Genomic DNA, 13,621 nt, shown 5'->3' on the forward strand with positions numbered 1-13,621 from the left:
TCCGTCCATCATTCTTATGCCAGTGCCGTGCTGATCATCGCGGCGACTGTTTCTGGCGCCGCGAAATAGGGCGCGTGCCCTGTCTCGAGGGCCATCACCTGCTCTTTGGAGAAGGATGCGGACATGCGCCTTTGTTCGGCAGGCGGGATCACGCGATCTTTGGTGCAGAGGATGTAATGGCGCAGGATGCGAAGGCTCGCGTCTGTGATGGTTAAAGGGGTTTCTTGTGGTGCGATGGGTTGCGGTCCGAGGTTGGCGCGCACGAACGCGGAAACCTCTTCCGGGCAATCGTGACACAGGGCTTCGACGCCTCTGTCGGATTTGAAACGGAAAGCGCTAGGCGTCTCTGCGCGTTCGATCAGTTCCAGAACCGGCTGCTCGGCGGCCGCGCGGCGCAGGTCCGCGAGGCTTTTTCCGTCTTCCGGCACATAGGCGCAGAGGTAAAACAGCGCGGCGACCTTTTCGGGGCTCCGCTCCGCGGCGGCGGTAATGGCGTAGCCACCTGCGGAATGCCCGAGCAGGACGACGGGGTGCCCGCCATGGTTCTCAATGTCCGTGAGGATCGAGTCTGCATAATCGTCGAGTGTGACCTCGGAACCGTCCTCCCCGGAGAGCGGCAGGTTGATAGCGCGTGCGATGTGTCCCTGTTCCGCAAGCGCAGGGATCAGGTCGCGCCAACACCATGCGCCGTGGCAGGAGCCGGGGACGAGCAAGATGTCAGGCATGGCCAATATCAGTGAGGAAGGTGCTGATCAGGGCGGCGTAGCCCACTGGATCATCCACGGGCGGCAGGTGCCCGGAGCGTCGCATCAGTTCAAACCGCGAACCGGGAATCACGTCGATGGTTTCGCGCACGAGATCGGGCGGTGTTGATCCATCGTAGCCCCCCGCGATCCCGAGGCAGGACAGGCGCAAACCGGAGCTTGGCGTGTAGAAATCGGTGCCTGCAATAGCGGCGGCACAGCCGAGATAGCCTTGGAGCGGCGTCGCCGCGACCCGCGCTCCCCAATGCTTTGCTGCGTCGGTTTTGCGAAACCTCGGCGCAAACCAACGTTCGAGAGTTGGGGCGACGATGGCAGGGAGACCGTTCGCCTCAATCTCTGCCATCCGCTTTTCCCAAACGCTCCGCGTGCCGATCTTGGCCGCCGTGTTCGAGAGCACGAGCGCGCGGACTTGATCGAGCCTTTTGACCGCGAGGCCCTGTGCAATCAGGCCCCCGAGGGAAATGCCGACAAACACCGCGTCTTTGGCGTCGAGCGCGTCGAGCAAGCGCTCCGCATCCCGCACCAGTGTGCCCATGGAATAGGGGCCATCCGGTGCGTCAGTTTCGCCATGTCCGCGAAGATCATAGCGGATCAGGCGCAGGTCTTCAGGCAGGTGGGGGAGGACGTCATCCCAAAGGTGAAGATCGGTGCCCAACGCATGAGCGAAGAGGACGGGGCGCCCCGTCTCCGGTCCACTCACTTCGACATTGAGCGCGATGTCCCCGAGGTCCAATTTCATTCCAGCGCCTCGATGAAGCGGGAAATCACATCTAGGCTCTCCGGCTCGTCCAAAAACGGAACATGCCCGCGATCTTTGACCTCGGCCGTGATCATGTCGGGACGACGGCGCTGCATTTCCTGCATGGTTTCACGGGTGAGAAGGTCCGAGTTCTCGCCACGAAGAAGCGCAAGCGGAAGGCCCTCCAAAGCATCGAAGAGGGGCCAGAGATCGGGCACTTCGCCCGTCACGCTCTGGGCTTCAATGGCATCGCGAAGTTTGGGGTCATAGCGCAATTCAAGCCGCGTCGGCCCTTCGTTCCAGATGCGTCGGGCGTAGGTGATCCATTCTTCACGAGAGAGGTTCGGGAACTGAGCTCCGAGCGCTCGGGGCAGCCGGTCCGCGGCGTCTGCAAAGCTCTTGAAGACCGAGGGGCGGCCCAGATAGTCCATGATATTTGACAGACCGGAGGCATCAATTTCGGGGCCGATGTCATTCAGGAGTGCCCCTGACAACCTGTCCTTCGCAAGTAGCGCCAAAGTCATCGCGATGAGACCGCCACGCGAGGTTCCGAGGATCGCGGCTTTCTCAAGCCCGAGATGGTCGAGAAGTTCGAGCGCGTCTGCTCCCTCCTGCGGAATGGTATAATTCAGGAAATTCGGGTCGTAATCCGACGCACCGCGTCCGCGCGTATCGAGCCGGATGACGCGCACGCGGTCGGCGAAATGTGTGACCACTGGCTCAAAATCATCCATGTTTCGGGTCAGACCGGCGAGGCACAGGACGGGCGTTCCCGTGCCCTGCGAGTCGTAGGCCAGTTTGAGCCCGTCTTTCGTCGTAAAATAATCCAAGAGCGATCCTCCTTTTGCGCAGAGTGTCACGGCGCAGAAGGAGAAGAAAGCCCTAGATCAGCCGCGTTAGGCACCAGAATCCCGCCATGAAATACACCGTTAGCGTAATCGCATAACAGGACATGACGATGAGGGTTTGATCCTGTGAGAGCGCCATCTGATTTTCGCGTTTGCTGTGGAACAAGCTTTGAAGCGCCGCCGCGGTGAGGATACTCATCGCGATCGACTGTTCGCGCAACGCGGCGGAGGCAAAAGCCGCGACCATAAAGAGCGTGATGAATACGGCAGATTGCGGGCCAAAGGCGTTTGAGACGGCCTGTGCAATGCGCCCTCCGCCGAGCGGGCGGAACGGCATCAGCATCAGAAAGTTAAACGCGGCCAGCGTGATTGCGAGCTTGCCGAGATGGTCCGAAAGCACGGGGGAAACCGGTGACAAAACGTGAAAGAGACCGAGTGCAAGAAGTGTTGGCACAACGGCCAGAACCGGCCCGTAAAGCGCAGCAAAGCAATCTTCGAGTGCATGGTCGAAGTCTTTTTGAGACTCCGGGCCTGACGTGTTGGAAATTGTAGAAATCCGCATTCGCGACAGGTCATGCCCAATGCTTCGGCACGCCAGCGCCAGTCCTGCTTCGTGAATCAGAACCGCGAGAATGAACCCGATGCCAAAAATCGGCGATGCGAGGCTCGATATCGCGATTGTCGCACACAAGGCGGTCAGGAAGCCGCTCCCAGTGAGGTCAACGCGTGTGACTTTCCCGCTGCGTGCAAGCGGTCCCATGACGAGGGGCAAAGCAAGAAGGCCGATCAAAATCGGCAGGAGGATAAAACTCATGGCACAACACACCAAAACTCGAAAAAACTGCAGACAGTTGGCGAGCCAAATGCGGCAGAAGTGTGAAAATCGCCGGAACAGTTCGCTCTGCGACGGTCTGTCTCAATAGTTTCATCCTTTATGCGAAAGAAAGCGTCATCCGATTGCCGCGACAGATTCTCGGCGATTTGGAATTAGGTGACAAAATCGAAACCACCTCTACCTTGGTGTCAGGTGCACAATGGTGTTTGGAGAGGCTCATGAATTCCACTGTTGAGAAGTTGCGCGAAAGCCTGCGGGAGTTGCAGGTCCAGCTTGAGAAAGATGCTCAGGCTGCGCGGGAGCGGTTCCAATATCGACTCACCAACGGGCGCGTTGTCTTTGAGGAAGAAGCACGCCGGAGGGGGCGGGAACTCAAGGTGCGCTGGTCCGTCTTTCTGCGCCGCGCACGCCCTTGGGAAATCGTGACGGCACCGGTGATCTATAGCCTGATTATCCCGTTTGCCCTGATGGACATCTTTGTCACGATCTACCAGGCGATCTGTTTTCCGGTCTACAAGCTGCCGAAGGTCCAACGCCGGAAATACATTGCCGTCGACCGGCACAAGCTCACCTATCTCAATTTTATGCAGAAGCTAAACTGCGTCTATTGCGGCTACTGCAATGGCGTCGTCGCCTATGTGCGCGAGGTCGCGGGGCGCACGGAATATTACTGGTGCCCGATCAAACACGCCCGAAATCTACCGGATCGGCATGAGCAGTATCAGAATTTTCTGGAGTTCGGGGATGGTGAAAGCTGGGATGAGAAGTTCATCGAGATGAAGGGCCGCGCTCGCGCCTGTGAAAGCTGTGAGAGTTGTGGGCCGGGCGGCTGTCACTGAGCGGTAGATGAAAATGCCATAGAAAAACCCCGCCGGAGCGGGGTTTTTACCGTTAATTTTCGGATGCCTCAGATATTCTCGATCCGGGGCATGCCCATGATGTGATAGCCACCATCGACGCGGATGATCTCACCTGTCGTGAAGGCGCCGCCATCGGATGCAAGGTAAACTGCCGTCGCGCCAACAGCTTCGAGCGTTGCGTTGGATTGCAGCGGGGCGTTGGTCTCGGCGTGTTTGTAGGTGCGACGTGCGCCGCCGATTGCGGAGCCTGCGAGGGTCTTCATCGGGCCGGGCGAGATCGCGTTCACGCGGATGCCCTCGGGACCGAGGTCGTTGGCGAGGTAGCGCACGGAGGATTCCAGAGCCGCCTTTGCCACGCCCATCACGTTGTAGTTCGGAACGACCTTGTTGGAGCCTTCGAACGTCAGCGTCATCAGGGTGCCGCCATCGGTCATCAGCTCCGACGCGCGTTTCGCGACGTCGATGAAGCTAAAGCAGGAGATGTGCAGCGAATTTTTGAAGTTCGCCTCTGTGGTATCACGGAAACGGCCGGTCAGTTCGGACTTGTCTGAGTAGGCAATGGCGTGGACGACGAAATCGAGCTTGCCCCATTTCTCTTTGAGCGCGCCAAAGGCCTCGTCCATCTGTTCCGGATTGGTCACATCGACATCGACCATCGTGTCAGAGCCAACAGACGCTGCGAGCGGCTCCAACCGTTTGCCAAACGCTTCGCCCTGATAGGTGAAGGCCAGCTCGGCACCCTCGTCTGCACAGGCTTTTGCAATGCCCCATGCGATGGATCGTTCATTGGCGACACCCATCACGAGCCCGCGTTTGCCTTTGAGAAGATCAGCCATTCCTTGGTTTCCGTATTCTAGAGACAGGACCCGTACCGCGACTTAGCCGCGGTACTTGGAGAGAAGCATAGACCCGTTTGTGCCGCCAAAGCCAAAGGAGTTGGTCATCACCGTGTCGAGGCCCGCGTTTTCCACGAGTTTCGTGGCGATTTCGGCCTCGTTGATCGCAGGGTCGAGGGTTTCGACGTTGATCGACGGGATGATGAAATCATGCTCGAGCGCGAGGAGGCAGTAGACGGCTTCTTGGGCGCCGGTGGCACCTTGGGAGTGGCCGGTCATGGATTTCGTGGAGGAAATCACCGGCGTGTTGCCTTCGCCGAAGACGCGGCGGACGGCTTCAACCTCGCCAACGTCACCAACCGGCGTCGAGGTGCCGTGTGCGTTGATGTAGTCAACCTTGCGGCCTTCGGGCAGGGTGGAGAGGGCGAGACGCATGGCGCGTTCGCCGCCTTCACCGGACGGGGCCACCATGTCTGCACCGTCAGAGGTCGCGGCAAAGCCGGTCACTTCGGCGTAGATTTTCGCACCACGTGCTTTCGCGTGTTCCAACTCTTCGAGCACGAGGATCGCGCCGCCGCCGGAGATCACGAAACCGTCGCGGTTCGCATCGAACGCACGGGAGGCTTTCTCCGGTGTGTCGTTATACTTGGAAGACATCGCGCCCATAGCGTCGAACAGGCAAGACAGGGTCCAGTCGAGTTCTTCGCCGCCACCTGCGAACATCACGTCCTGTTTGCCGAGCATGATTTGCTCTGCGGCAGAGCCGATGCAGTGCAGGGAGGTCGAGCAAGCCGAGGTGATGGAGTAGTTGATACCCTTGATCTGATAGGCCGTCGCGAGGTTCGCGGAGATCGTGGAGCCCATGCATTTCGGCACGGCGAACGGACCGACGCGTTTGGTGGACATGGTCTTGAGCACGGATTGGTGTGCCGTGAACATCGCGGAGGTGGACGGACCGCCGGAGCCAGCGATGAGACCGGTGCGCGGGTTGATCACGTCGCTCTCTTCGAGGCCAGAATCCGCAATCGCCTGGTTCATCGCGATATAGGCGTATGCTGCGCCCGGACCCATGAAGCGAAGGGCACGTTTGTCGACATGCTCTTTGATGTCGATATCCACGGCGCCCGCAATCTGGGAGCGGAACCCGTATTCCTTCATGTCTTCATTGGCGGTGATGCCGGACTTGCCGGATTTCAACGAAGCCAGAACTTCGTCCGCATTGGTGCCGATCGAGGAGACAACCCCAAGACCAGTGACGACGACGCGACGCATGGCGTGTTCCTTCCCTTTGGTGTTTCGATGTGGCGCAGGTCCGAGATCAGCTCTCGGACAGTGCGACTTTCATGTCTTTGACTTGGTAGATCACTTCACCGTCAGCTTCCACGATGCCGTCCGCAACACCCATGGTCAGGCGGCGAGTCTGTATCGCTTTGGTGAAGTCGATCTTGTAGGTCAGCATTTTGCGATCCGGGCGGACCATGCCGGTGAGTTTCACTTCGCCGACGCCAAGCGCATAGCCGCGCCCCTGCCAGCCGCGCCAGCCGAGGTTGAAACCGGTGAGCTGCCACAGGCCATCGAGGCCGAGGCAGCCGGGCATGATCGGGTTGCCCGGGAAGTGACATTCAAAGAACCACAGCTCGGGCGTGATGTCGAACTCGGCAATGATGTGACCTTTGCCGTGGGCGCCGCCATCTGCGGAGACCTCGGTGATGCGGTCCATCATGAGCATCGGCGGGGCCGGAAGCTGGGCGTTGCCCGGACCAAACAGCTCACCTGCCGCGCATTTGAGCAGGTCTTCCTTGGTGAAACTTGTCGGATAGTCGGCCATGGCTCCCAGTGCCTCCCTCAGTAATCTTTTGAAATTCGCACCCCCTCTATCACCCAGCCCCCCGCACACGCAAGGCGCAAGACAGTTGTGTGACACGGCGGTGTCAATCGCTCTTCAAGCCATCTTTAACCGCCCGCGGAGGCACGATTTGGCATTCCCGATTGAAATCGGGTGCGGTTTTTTTCTATATTCCTTCGGTAAACGTAGGAAATGGACTCCCATGACCCAATTCGCAGATATCGAAATCCGCCGCAGCGAAGCTTGGCTTGCGAAGGCAGGCGTGCGCCCGACGCGTCAGCGTCTTTGCTTGGCGACCCTTCTTGTCGGGGACGGCCTTGACCGTCATGTGACGGCGGAAAGCCTCTTTGAGGCCGCCCAAGGCGCGGGTGAAAAGGTATCTCTTGCAACCGTTTACAACACTTTGCGCGCTTTCTGTGAGGCTGGCCTCATTCAGGAAGTCACCGTTGATGGCTCGCGCAGCTACTTCGATACAAACATGGACGAGCACCCGCATTTCTTCTGGGAAAAGTCGGGTGAACTCACGGATGCGCCCTCCGAGCAGCTCAAGATCGAGCAACTTCCCGAGGCGCCCGAGGGTATGGAAATCGCATCCTTTGACGTCGTGATCCGGCTCCGCCCAAAAGCGAAGCACTAAGTCAGGTCGAAAGACGGGCGGCGGTTGCCGCCCTTTTTTGTGCGCCGCACTCACTAAATCCCCAGATCGATGGAGCGCGAGAGAATGGCCGATCTCTTTGAAAACGAAGACGGGATTCGCCGCTGTGCTTGGTGCGCGCGTGATCCGGAATACATCCGGTATCACGATGAGGAGTGGGGCTTTCCGGTCTCCGATGATCGACGCCTTTTCGAGAAAATCTCGCTCGAAGGTTTCCAGTCGGGCCTGTCGTGGTGGACCATCCTTCAAAAACGTCCTCGTTTCCGAGAGGTCTTCGCCCAGTTCGATTACCATCAGATTGCGGACTTCGGTGACGCCGATGTCGAGCGCCTTTTAGAAGACGCAGGCATTGTCCGGCATCGGGGCAAGATCGTGGCCGTGATCAACAACGCGGCTCGCGCAATCGAGATGGAGCAGGAGTTCGGATCCCTCGCGGCCTACTTCTGGTCTTATGAACCGCCGCGCGATCCGGACAGCGGACTCGATATCCCCACACAGACAGAAACCTCGAAACGCCTTTCGAAAGACCTCAAGAAACGCGGCTGGAAATTCGTCGGTCCGACGACGTGCTATGCATTCATGCAGGCGATGGGCCTCGTGAACGATCACCATCCTGACTGCGCCTCCAGAGAAGCCGTTGAAAATGCGCGAGTTGGGTTCGTGCCACCGCGCTGATCCGGAACAGATACCGGTGGCTCTGCGTTCTCTCCCCAAAAGGAAAGGAGAATCTGCCATGAGCATCCGGCTCACGCTTGAAAAGAATGACCCCGTTACCCACGACACCCACCATCTGGTCTTCACCCGTCCGGAGAGTTTCGAAATCACCCCCGGTCAGGCCGTTGACATGACCTTGTTGCGTGAGGGCTTACGCGACGAAGCACGACCGTTCACACCTGTGGCAATGACGGACGATACGCTGGAATTCGTGATCAAGAGCTACCCCGACCACGACGGCGTTACGAAAGAAATCCCGACCCTGCGCAAAGGCGAGATGGTCGAAATCTCCGAGCCATGGGGTGCGATCCACGATGAGGGTGCCGGTACGTTCATCGCGGGCGGCGCGGGCATCACGCCATTCCTCGCGATCCTGAATGCACGCTTGGAGCGCAAAGGTACGCTCGAGGGGTCCAAGCTCATCTTCTCGAACAAAACCGAGGAGGACATCATCTGCCGTGAGGAGCTCGAGGCAATGACAGGTCTTGAAACGGTTTTCACCGTGACTGATCAAGAAGACGCAGGCGTCGAAACCGATCTGATCGACCGCGCCTTCCTTGAGGAACACTGCGATCCAGCGGCTGGACCGGTGTATGTCTGCGGCCCTGATAAGATGATCGAAGACATCGTCGGCCACCTGAAAGACATGGGCGTGCCCGAGGACCAAATCATTATCGAGCAATTCGACTAAGGACTGCCTAGGGCGACGCGTATTGCGCGAGCCCCTTGATCCATTTTCGGATCGGCTCCGGCCTGAAGGCTTCTAACAAAGCTAGGTCGTCAACCGCGCCTGCAAGCCGCTCTGCCATCTCTCGCCGCTCCGCTTCAACCAGCGGCGGGAGGGGCAGAGTCACTGCGGCCTCAAGCATCTGACGTAACGACTGAACCGCCCGCATCTGGCGAAAGGCATCCATCATCTCGGTCAATGCCTCGGGTCGCTCGCGCCAGTTCTGAGAAAAAAGCGCAGTGACCCGCTGCCCCGCGCCGAGGCAGTCAAAGGCGATGCACCCGTGATACCCCTCACGGGCGAGGTCCGCATGAATCCGGCAACGAAAATCATCTGAGAGATTGTGACAGGGAAGGCCCGCAGGTTTGTCGTGGCCGAAGCTTTCCCCTTTGTCGAACGCCAGCGTCACGCAGCAAAGCGCGGCGCAATTCGAACAATCTGGCGCAAACTCATCAGGCATGGCGCCATTTGATCCCAATCTTCTGCCTGATCAACAAAAAAGGCGGCCCGCCTATCGCGCGCACCGCCCTGTCTTCTTCTTGGCCGAAATACTCGGATCAGACGATCTCAACCAGCTCGATAGCGAAGGTGAGGTCCTCACCGGCCAAACGGTGGTTGGCGTCGAGGGTGACTTCTTCTTCGGTGATCTCGACCACAGTCACAGGGATCACTTGGCCCTGCGGGGATTGCATCTGAAGCTGCAGACCAACTTCGAGCGGAATCTCGGCCGGAATCTGCGCACGCGGGACGGCCTGCTGGGCGTCGGGGTGACGCTGGCCATAGGCCTCGTCAGCAACGGCGACGATGGTTTTCTTTTCGCCCACGGTCATGCCTGGCAGGTGCTTGTCCATGCCCGGGATGATCTGGCCGGAGCCGACGGTGAATTCGAGCGGGTCACGGCCTTCGGAGCTGTCGAACACGGTGCCATCGGCCAGAGTGCCGGTGTAATGAATACGAACTTTGTCGCCCGATTTAACTTCGGTCATAAAACGTCCTAACTTTTCGGGGTGAATTTCGGGGCCGATATGAACGGGTGCCCAATGAAGATTGCGCGAGAGGATAGGGTCTGTGCCTCTGTTGTAAACCCCCATGCCGAATTCGTGGAGAAATTCGTCAGTCGAGGTGCTTTGCGCGACCTAAAACCACTGCCCAGGCTCCATCAGTCCGAGATCGAGCAACTGTTGGCTGTTCCAGTCAAAGCGTACGGAGTTGTGCCACATGAATGTGTCGATATCAAAGGTCGAGCCTGCGTTGGATTTGAGCGCCTTGGCGGTCCGGAAGGATACGATGGCGGCGGTCAGGTTGTGGTGCCACGGGCAGGCATAGGTGTTGTATTCCTCGTCGTTGAAGAGATGCTCTTCGGAAATTGCGAGCCCCTTCTTCGCCTTGAAGAGCGCGATCCGGTCAATGCGGCGGCGGGTGAAGGGGATGTGTTCTTCGAACCGCCAGCGCAAACCGCCGTGGAAATCGAGTTGGCGATCTTTGACTTGGCCTTCTGCCTCCGACCAACGGCCAAGCGCGTAATATCCGGAGCGGTCGAGGTGCGCGCAATCGGGGGAGACGGCATTCGGGTATTGGCCGAGATCGGATGCGTAGAGGTCGATCACATAGGTGAGCATCGCGTCGCGTCGCTCCTCCGTGTGGAAGGTGAGCATATCCGTGATCGTTCGCGTCTCGCAGAATGGAAAGAACAGATACTCGGCGTTGTAGCAGTAGTAGAACCAAACCTTCGGCGCGGCGGCAATCAGTTGATTGACTGCGCGGCTCATCATCCCGGCTTCGCGCGTCGCGTAACGGATGCGGTGGATGTCTTCTTCAAGCTCTTCGGGGAGCGTGACTTCATCCGGCGCGAAAAGAATGACCTGTTTGAAGCCAAGGGACAGGTGATGGCGGAGCGTCGACTCGACCTCGATCAGGTCTTCGGCAAAGATCAGCGCAATTGGCCCCTTTGCGAGAACCTGTCTGCCGTCGATGAGAAACGTGTCGATGCTGTCGTAACGCATGCGGGTCCCTTGTGAAGGCTGCTGACGCTAATCCGACCAAAAGGCCATGTCGCGATAATGATTGCAAGCAGTTGGCGTGGAAACTGGCAGGGTGTGGCTTCATAGGCAACATCGAACGTGATGCGTGGCAAGAGCGCGCTTGAAAAGCCGTTTGCCCTGTCCCGTCTGTTCCTGTAGGAAGCGCGGCAATTCCCCAACATATGTGGACCCGAGACCATGTCCGAGACCAAGAAGCTCTTTATCAAGACCTATGGCTGTCAGATGAACGTCTACGACAGTGAACGCATGGCCGAGGCGCTGGGCGGGTCTGGGTATTCCGAAGTGTCGTCGCCGGAAGAGGCGGACATGATCCTTCTGAACACCTGCCACATCCGGGAGAAGGCGGCGGAAAAGGTCTATTCGGAGCTCGGACGCTACAAGGATCTCAAGATCGCCAAACCTGATCTGAAAATCGGTGTGGCTGGCTGCGTTGCGCAGGCCGAGGGCGAAGAGATCATGAAGCGTCAGCCGCTCGTCGATCTCGTTGTGGGGCCGCAGTCTTACCACCGCTTGCCGGAGTTGGAGGCAAAGGCGGGGCATGGTGAAAAGGCGCTCGATACCGATTTCCCCGAAGAGGATAAATTCGAGAAACTGAAGTCTCGCCCGAAAGCCAAGCGCGCACCGTCTGCGTTCCTGACAGTTCAGGAAGGTTGTGACAAATTCTGCGCCTTCTGCGTTGTGCCCTATACCCGCGGTGCCGAAGTGTCGCGTCCGGTGGATCGTGTGCTGACAGAAGCCCGTGATCTGGTGGAGCGTGGCGTGCGCGAGATCACTTTGCTCGGTCAGAACGTGAACGCCTATCACGGCGCGGCAGATGGCGGCACTTGGGGGCTTGCGCAGCTCGTTCGCGAGTTGGCTAAAGTCGACGGGCTGGAGCGCATTCGTTTCACGACGAGCCATCCGAACGACATGGAAGACGATCTCATCGCCGCGCATGGCGATTGCGAAAAACTGATGCCGTATCTTCATTTGCCAGTTCAGTCGGGGTCCGACAAAATCCTGAAGGCGATGAACCGCAAGCACACCGCCGAAGAATACCTGCGCCTGATCGAACGTATTCGCGAAGCACGTCCTGACATTGCCATGTCGGGCGACTTTATCGTCGGCTTCCCCGGTGAGACGGATCAGGATTTCGAAGACACCATGAGCCTCGTGCGCGAAGTTGGTTATGGCTCCGCGTTCTCCTTCAAATACTCGCCGCGTCCGGGCACGCCGGCGGCGGAGAAGGATGACAAGATGGTCGATCCCGATGTCGCGTCCGAGCGGCTCTACCGTTTGCAGGAGCTGATCACCGAGCAGCAGCGCGCGTTCCAGGATTCGATGGTGGGTCGCGAAGTCTCCGTTCTCTTCGAGCGCAAAGGGCGTCTGCCGGGTCAGATGGTGGGCAAGTCGGAGTATCTCCATGCCGTTCACGTCACGGATGAGATCGCTGTTGGCGAGATTGCCCGCGTGAAGATCGTTGAAAGCGGCCCCAACTCGCTCGCGGGTGTGCGTCTCGGCTGATTTTTGAGGCCGGGTTGCGGGCTGATTCTAGGTCATCAGAGGGGCGAAGTCTGTTCGCATCTCTCGAGAGAGCATCATTTCGGCGCGCATTAATTGGGCGTCTCGCTATAAAAAAGAGCGGTTTATTGCGCGCTAAATGCGAAGATTTAGTGTCTGTGCTTGCCAGAACCGCAATCCCTTGGCACCATCAGACTACGGAGACATCCAGAGTCGGAGATATTTATTGGGCCTGAGCGCGTTGACCCCCCCGAAATCGAAGGACGCTGTCCACGAAACGCTTCTTGAATTCAATGACAACAGGCTGCTCATAGACCTGTGCGGAGAATTCGACCGAAACCTCGCTCAAATCGAACATAAATTGGAAGTCCAGATCGTCCGACGAGGCAACATGCTATCGGTGATGGGGACGGGGGAAAGCCGCGGCCGTGCTGCCGCCGTGCTACAGGAACTCTACGGAAAACTCGAAGCCGGTCGCGAGATCGAACCTGGCGATATCGACGGCGTGATCCGTATGGGCCATGTCCAGCAGGCCGAGCATGGCTTGCCCGGTGATCAGATGGAAATGTTCCGCGGCGGCGAGGTCGAAATCAAGACCCGCAAAAAGCTCGTGGAGCCGCGCACAGCCGCTCAGAAAGAATACGTCACCAACCTGTTCAAACATGAACTGGCCTTCGGCATCGGTCCGGCTGGTACGGGTAAAACCTACCTCGCGGTCGCTGTCGGTGTGAACATGCTGATCAACGGTCATGTGGACCGGATTATCCTCTCGCGCCCTGCCGTCGAAGCGGGCGAGCGTCTCGGCTTTTTGCCGGGCACACAGGACGAGAAAGTCGATCCCTATATGCAGCCGCTCTACGACGCGCTGAATGATTTCCTGCCTGCAAAGCAGGTGCAAAAGATGCGCGAAGAGAAAACGATCGAGATCGCGCCGCTGGCCTTTATGCGTGGCCGCACCCTGAGTCGTGCGTTTGTTGTCCTCGATGAGGCGCAGAACGCGACAACCATGCAGATGAAAATGTTCCTGACCCGTCTTGGTGAAGGCTCCCGCATGGTCATCACCGGGGACCGCTCTCAGGTCGACCTGCCGCGTGGTGTGCAATCCGGTCTGCGGGATGCAGAGCGCATTCTCGCAGGTTTGCCGAATATCTCGCTCAACTACTTCTCTTCGAAAGACGTCGTGCGCCACCCGCTTGTCGCCGCGATCATCGAAGCGTATGAGGCCGACGAAGCGCAATAAGCGCCGAAATCGGAG

At 58.6% G+C, this 13,621-nt stretch carries 16 protein-coding genes; 6 read left to right on the plus strand and 10 right to left on the minus strand.

The genetic code is table 11. The annotated features are described in order from the left end of the window. Positions 1–14: 14 nt before the first annotated feature. Genes LA304_RS11730 through LA304_RS11745 form a run of 4 tightly spaced genes read right to left on the minus strand, consistent with a single transcriptional unit; the run spans position 15 to position 3,165 of the window. Positions 15–725, minus strand: coding sequence for an alpha/beta fold hydrolase (locus LA304_RS11730; RefSeq protein ID WP_224503344.1), 711 nt, complete (start codon positions 723–725; stop codon positions 15–17). Beyond that, positions 718–1,503: a 3-oxoadipate enol-lactonase gene (gene pcaD / locus LA304_RS11735; protein ID WP_224503345.1), complete on the minus strand. Its 786-nt coding sequence runs from the start codon at positions 1,501–1,503 to the stop codon at positions 718–720. Before pcaD ends, LA304_RS11730 begins: the two co-directional genes overlap by 8 nt. Further along, the gene (locus LA304_RS11740) at positions 1,500–2,333 is read right to left on the minus strand and encodes an alpha/beta fold hydrolase (RefSeq protein WP_224503346.1); all 834 of its coding nucleotides are present in this window, start codon (positions 2,331–2,333) and stop codon (positions 1,500–1,502) included. Before LA304_RS11740 ends, pcaD begins: the two co-directional genes overlap by 4 nt. Before the next feature lie 52 nt (positions 2,334–2,385). Beyond that, entirely contained in the window at positions 2,386–3,165 is a 780-nt protein-coding gene (locus tag LA304_RS11745) for a hypothetical protein (protein ID WP_224503347.1), read from the minus strand. Positions 3,166–3,404: 239 nt separating this feature from the next. Between LA304_RS11745 and LA304_RS11750 the strand changes: the two genes are divergently transcribed. Next, complete coding sequence (locus LA304_RS11750) at positions 3,405–4,025, plus strand: hypothetical protein (protein ID WP_224503348.1); 621 nt, start codon at positions 3,405–3,407, stop codon at positions 4,023–4,025. Between the two features lie 68 nt (positions 4,026–4,093). Here the strand turns inward: LA304_RS11750 and LA304_RS11755 are convergent, their stop codons facing one another. From LA304_RS11755 to fabA, 3 genes are read right to left on the minus strand one after another with little or no spacing between them, the layout of a single operon-like run. Next, a complete protein-coding gene (locus LA304_RS11755; protein ID WP_224503349.1) occupies positions 4,094–4,882 on the minus strand; it encodes an enoyl-ACP reductase FabI in 789 nt (262 codons plus the stop codon). Positions 4,883–4,924: 42 nt separating this feature from the next. Next, on the minus strand, positions 4,925–6,154 hold the full coding sequence (fabB, locus tag LA304_RS11760; protein ID WP_224503350.1) for a beta-ketoacyl-ACP synthase I: 1,230 nt from the start codon (positions 6,152–6,154) through the stop codon (positions 4,925–4,927). Between the two features lie 46 nt (positions 6,155–6,200). Continuing rightward, positions 6,201–6,710, minus strand: a complete 510-nt coding sequence (fabA, locus tag LA304_RS11765; RefSeq protein ID WP_224503351.1) for a bifunctional 3-hydroxydecanoyl-ACP dehydratase/trans-2-decenoyl-ACP isomerase — start codon at positions 6,708–6,710, stop codon at positions 6,201–6,203. 220 nt (positions 6,711–6,930) lie between these two features. Between fabA and irrA the strand changes: the two genes are divergently transcribed. From irrA to LA304_RS11780, 3 genes are all read left to right on the plus strand, one after another. Further along, positions 6,931–7,365: an iron response transcriptional regulator IrrA gene (gene irrA, locus LA304_RS11770; RefSeq protein ID WP_224503352.1), complete on the plus strand. Its 435-nt coding sequence runs from the start codon at positions 6,931–6,933 to the stop codon at positions 7,363–7,365. An 84-nt stretch (positions 7,366–7,449) separates the two neighbouring features. After that, positions 7,450–8,058, plus strand: coding sequence for a DNA-3-methyladenine glycosylase I (locus tag LA304_RS11775; RefSeq protein ID WP_224503353.1), 609 nt, complete (start codon positions 7,450–7,452; stop codon positions 8,056–8,058). Between the two features lie 58 nt (positions 8,059–8,116). Further along, the gene (locus tag LA304_RS11780) at positions 8,117–8,788 is read left to right on the plus strand and encodes an FAD-binding oxidoreductase (RefSeq protein WP_224503354.1); all 672 of its coding nucleotides are present in this window, start codon (positions 8,117–8,119) and stop codon (positions 8,786–8,788) included. A gap of 7 nt (positions 8,789–8,795) precedes the next feature. Here the strand turns inward: LA304_RS11780 and LA304_RS11785 are convergent, their stop codons facing one another. The 3 genes from LA304_RS11785 to LA304_RS11795 form a co-directional block, all read right to left on the minus strand. Continuing rightward, positions 8,796–9,284, minus strand: coding sequence for a hypothetical protein (locus tag LA304_RS11785; protein WP_224503355.1), 489 nt, complete (start codon positions 9,282–9,284; stop codon positions 8,796–8,798). Positions 9,285–9,381: 97 nt separating this feature from the next. Next, entirely contained in the window at positions 9,382–9,810 is a 429-nt protein-coding gene (locus LA304_RS11790; protein ID WP_224503356.1) for an FKBP-type peptidyl-prolyl cis-trans isomerase, read from the minus strand. Between the two features lie 150 nt (positions 9,811–9,960). Then, entirely contained in the window at positions 9,961–10,827 is an 867-nt protein-coding gene (locus LA304_RS11795; protein ID WP_224503357.1) for a glycosyltransferase family 2 protein, read from the minus strand. Between the two features lie 216 nt (positions 10,828–11,043). Between LA304_RS11795 and miaB the strand changes: the two genes are divergently transcribed. Both miaB and LA304_RS11805 read left to right on the plus strand, forming a co-directional pair. Continuing rightward, the gene (gene miaB / locus LA304_RS11800; protein WP_224503358.1) at positions 11,044–12,369 is read left to right on the plus strand and encodes a tRNA (N6-isopentenyl adenosine(37)-C2)-methylthiotransferase MiaB; all 1,326 of its coding nucleotides are present in this window, start codon (positions 11,044–11,046) and stop codon (positions 12,367–12,369) included. A gap of 223 nt (positions 12,370–12,592) precedes the next feature. After that, on the plus strand, positions 12,593–13,606 hold the full coding sequence (locus tag LA304_RS11805; RefSeq protein WP_224503359.1) for a PhoH family protein: 1,014 nt from the start codon (positions 12,593–12,595) through the stop codon (positions 13,604–13,606). The last annotated feature ends 15 nt before the right edge of the window (positions 13,607–13,621 follow it).

The sequence above is a fragment of the Celeribacter litoreus genome (genome assembly GCF_020165855.1).
GTDB lineage: Bacteria > Pseudomonadota > Alphaproteobacteria > Rhodobacterales > Rhodobacteraceae > Celeribacter > Celeribacter litoreus.

Coding starts and splice junctions, on each gene's coding strand:
- LA304_RS11730 (WP_224503344.1), bottom strand. CDS start 725: ATGCCTGACATCTTGCTCGTCCCCGGCTCCTGCCACGGCGCATGGTGT.
- pcaD (WP_224503345.1), bottom strand. CDS start 1,503: ATGAAATTGGACCTCGGGGACATCGCGCTCAATGTCGAAGTGAGTGGA.
- LA304_RS11745 (WP_224503347.1), bottom strand. CDS start 3,165: ATGAGTTTTATCCTCCTGCCGATTTTGATCGGCCTTCTTGCTTTGCCC.
- LA304_RS11750 (WP_224503348.1), top strand. CDS start 3,405: ATGAATTCCACTGTTGAGAAGTTGCGCGAAAGCCTGCGGGAGTTGCAG.
- LA304_RS11755 (WP_224503349.1), bottom strand. CDS start 4,882: ATGGCTGATCTTCTCAAAGGCAAACGCGGGCTCGTGATGGGTGTCGCC.
- fabB (WP_224503350.1), bottom strand. CDS start 6,154: ATGCGTCGCGTCGTCGTCACTGGTCTTGGGGTTGTCTCCTCGATCGGC.
- fabA (WP_224503351.1), bottom strand. CDS start 6,710: ATGGCCGACTATCCGACAAGTTTCACCAAGGAAGACCTGCTCAAATGC.
- irrA (WP_224503352.1), top strand. CDS start 6,931: ATGACCCAATTCGCAGATATCGAAATCCGCCGCAGCGAAGCTTGGCTT.
- LA304_RS11775 (WP_224503353.1), top strand. CDS start 7,450: ATGGCCGATCTCTTTGAAAACGAAGACGGGATTCGCCGCTGTGCTTGG.
- LA304_RS11780 (WP_224503354.1), top strand. CDS start 8,117: ATGAGCATCCGGCTCACGCTTGAAAAGAATGACCCCGTTACCCACGAC.
- LA304_RS11785 (WP_224503355.1), bottom strand. CDS start 9,284: ATGCCTGATGAGTTTGCGCCAGATTGTTCGAATTGCGCCGCGCTTTGC.
- LA304_RS11790 (WP_224503356.1), bottom strand. CDS start 9,810: ATGACCGAAGTTAAATCGGGCGACAAAGTTCGTATTCATTACACCGGC.
- LA304_RS11795 (WP_224503357.1), bottom strand. CDS start 10,827: ATGCGTTACGACAGCATCGACACGTTTCTCATCGACGGCAGACAGGTT.
- miaB (WP_224503358.1), top strand. CDS start 11,044: ATGTCCGAGACCAAGAAGCTCTTTATCAAGACCTATGGCTGTCAGATG.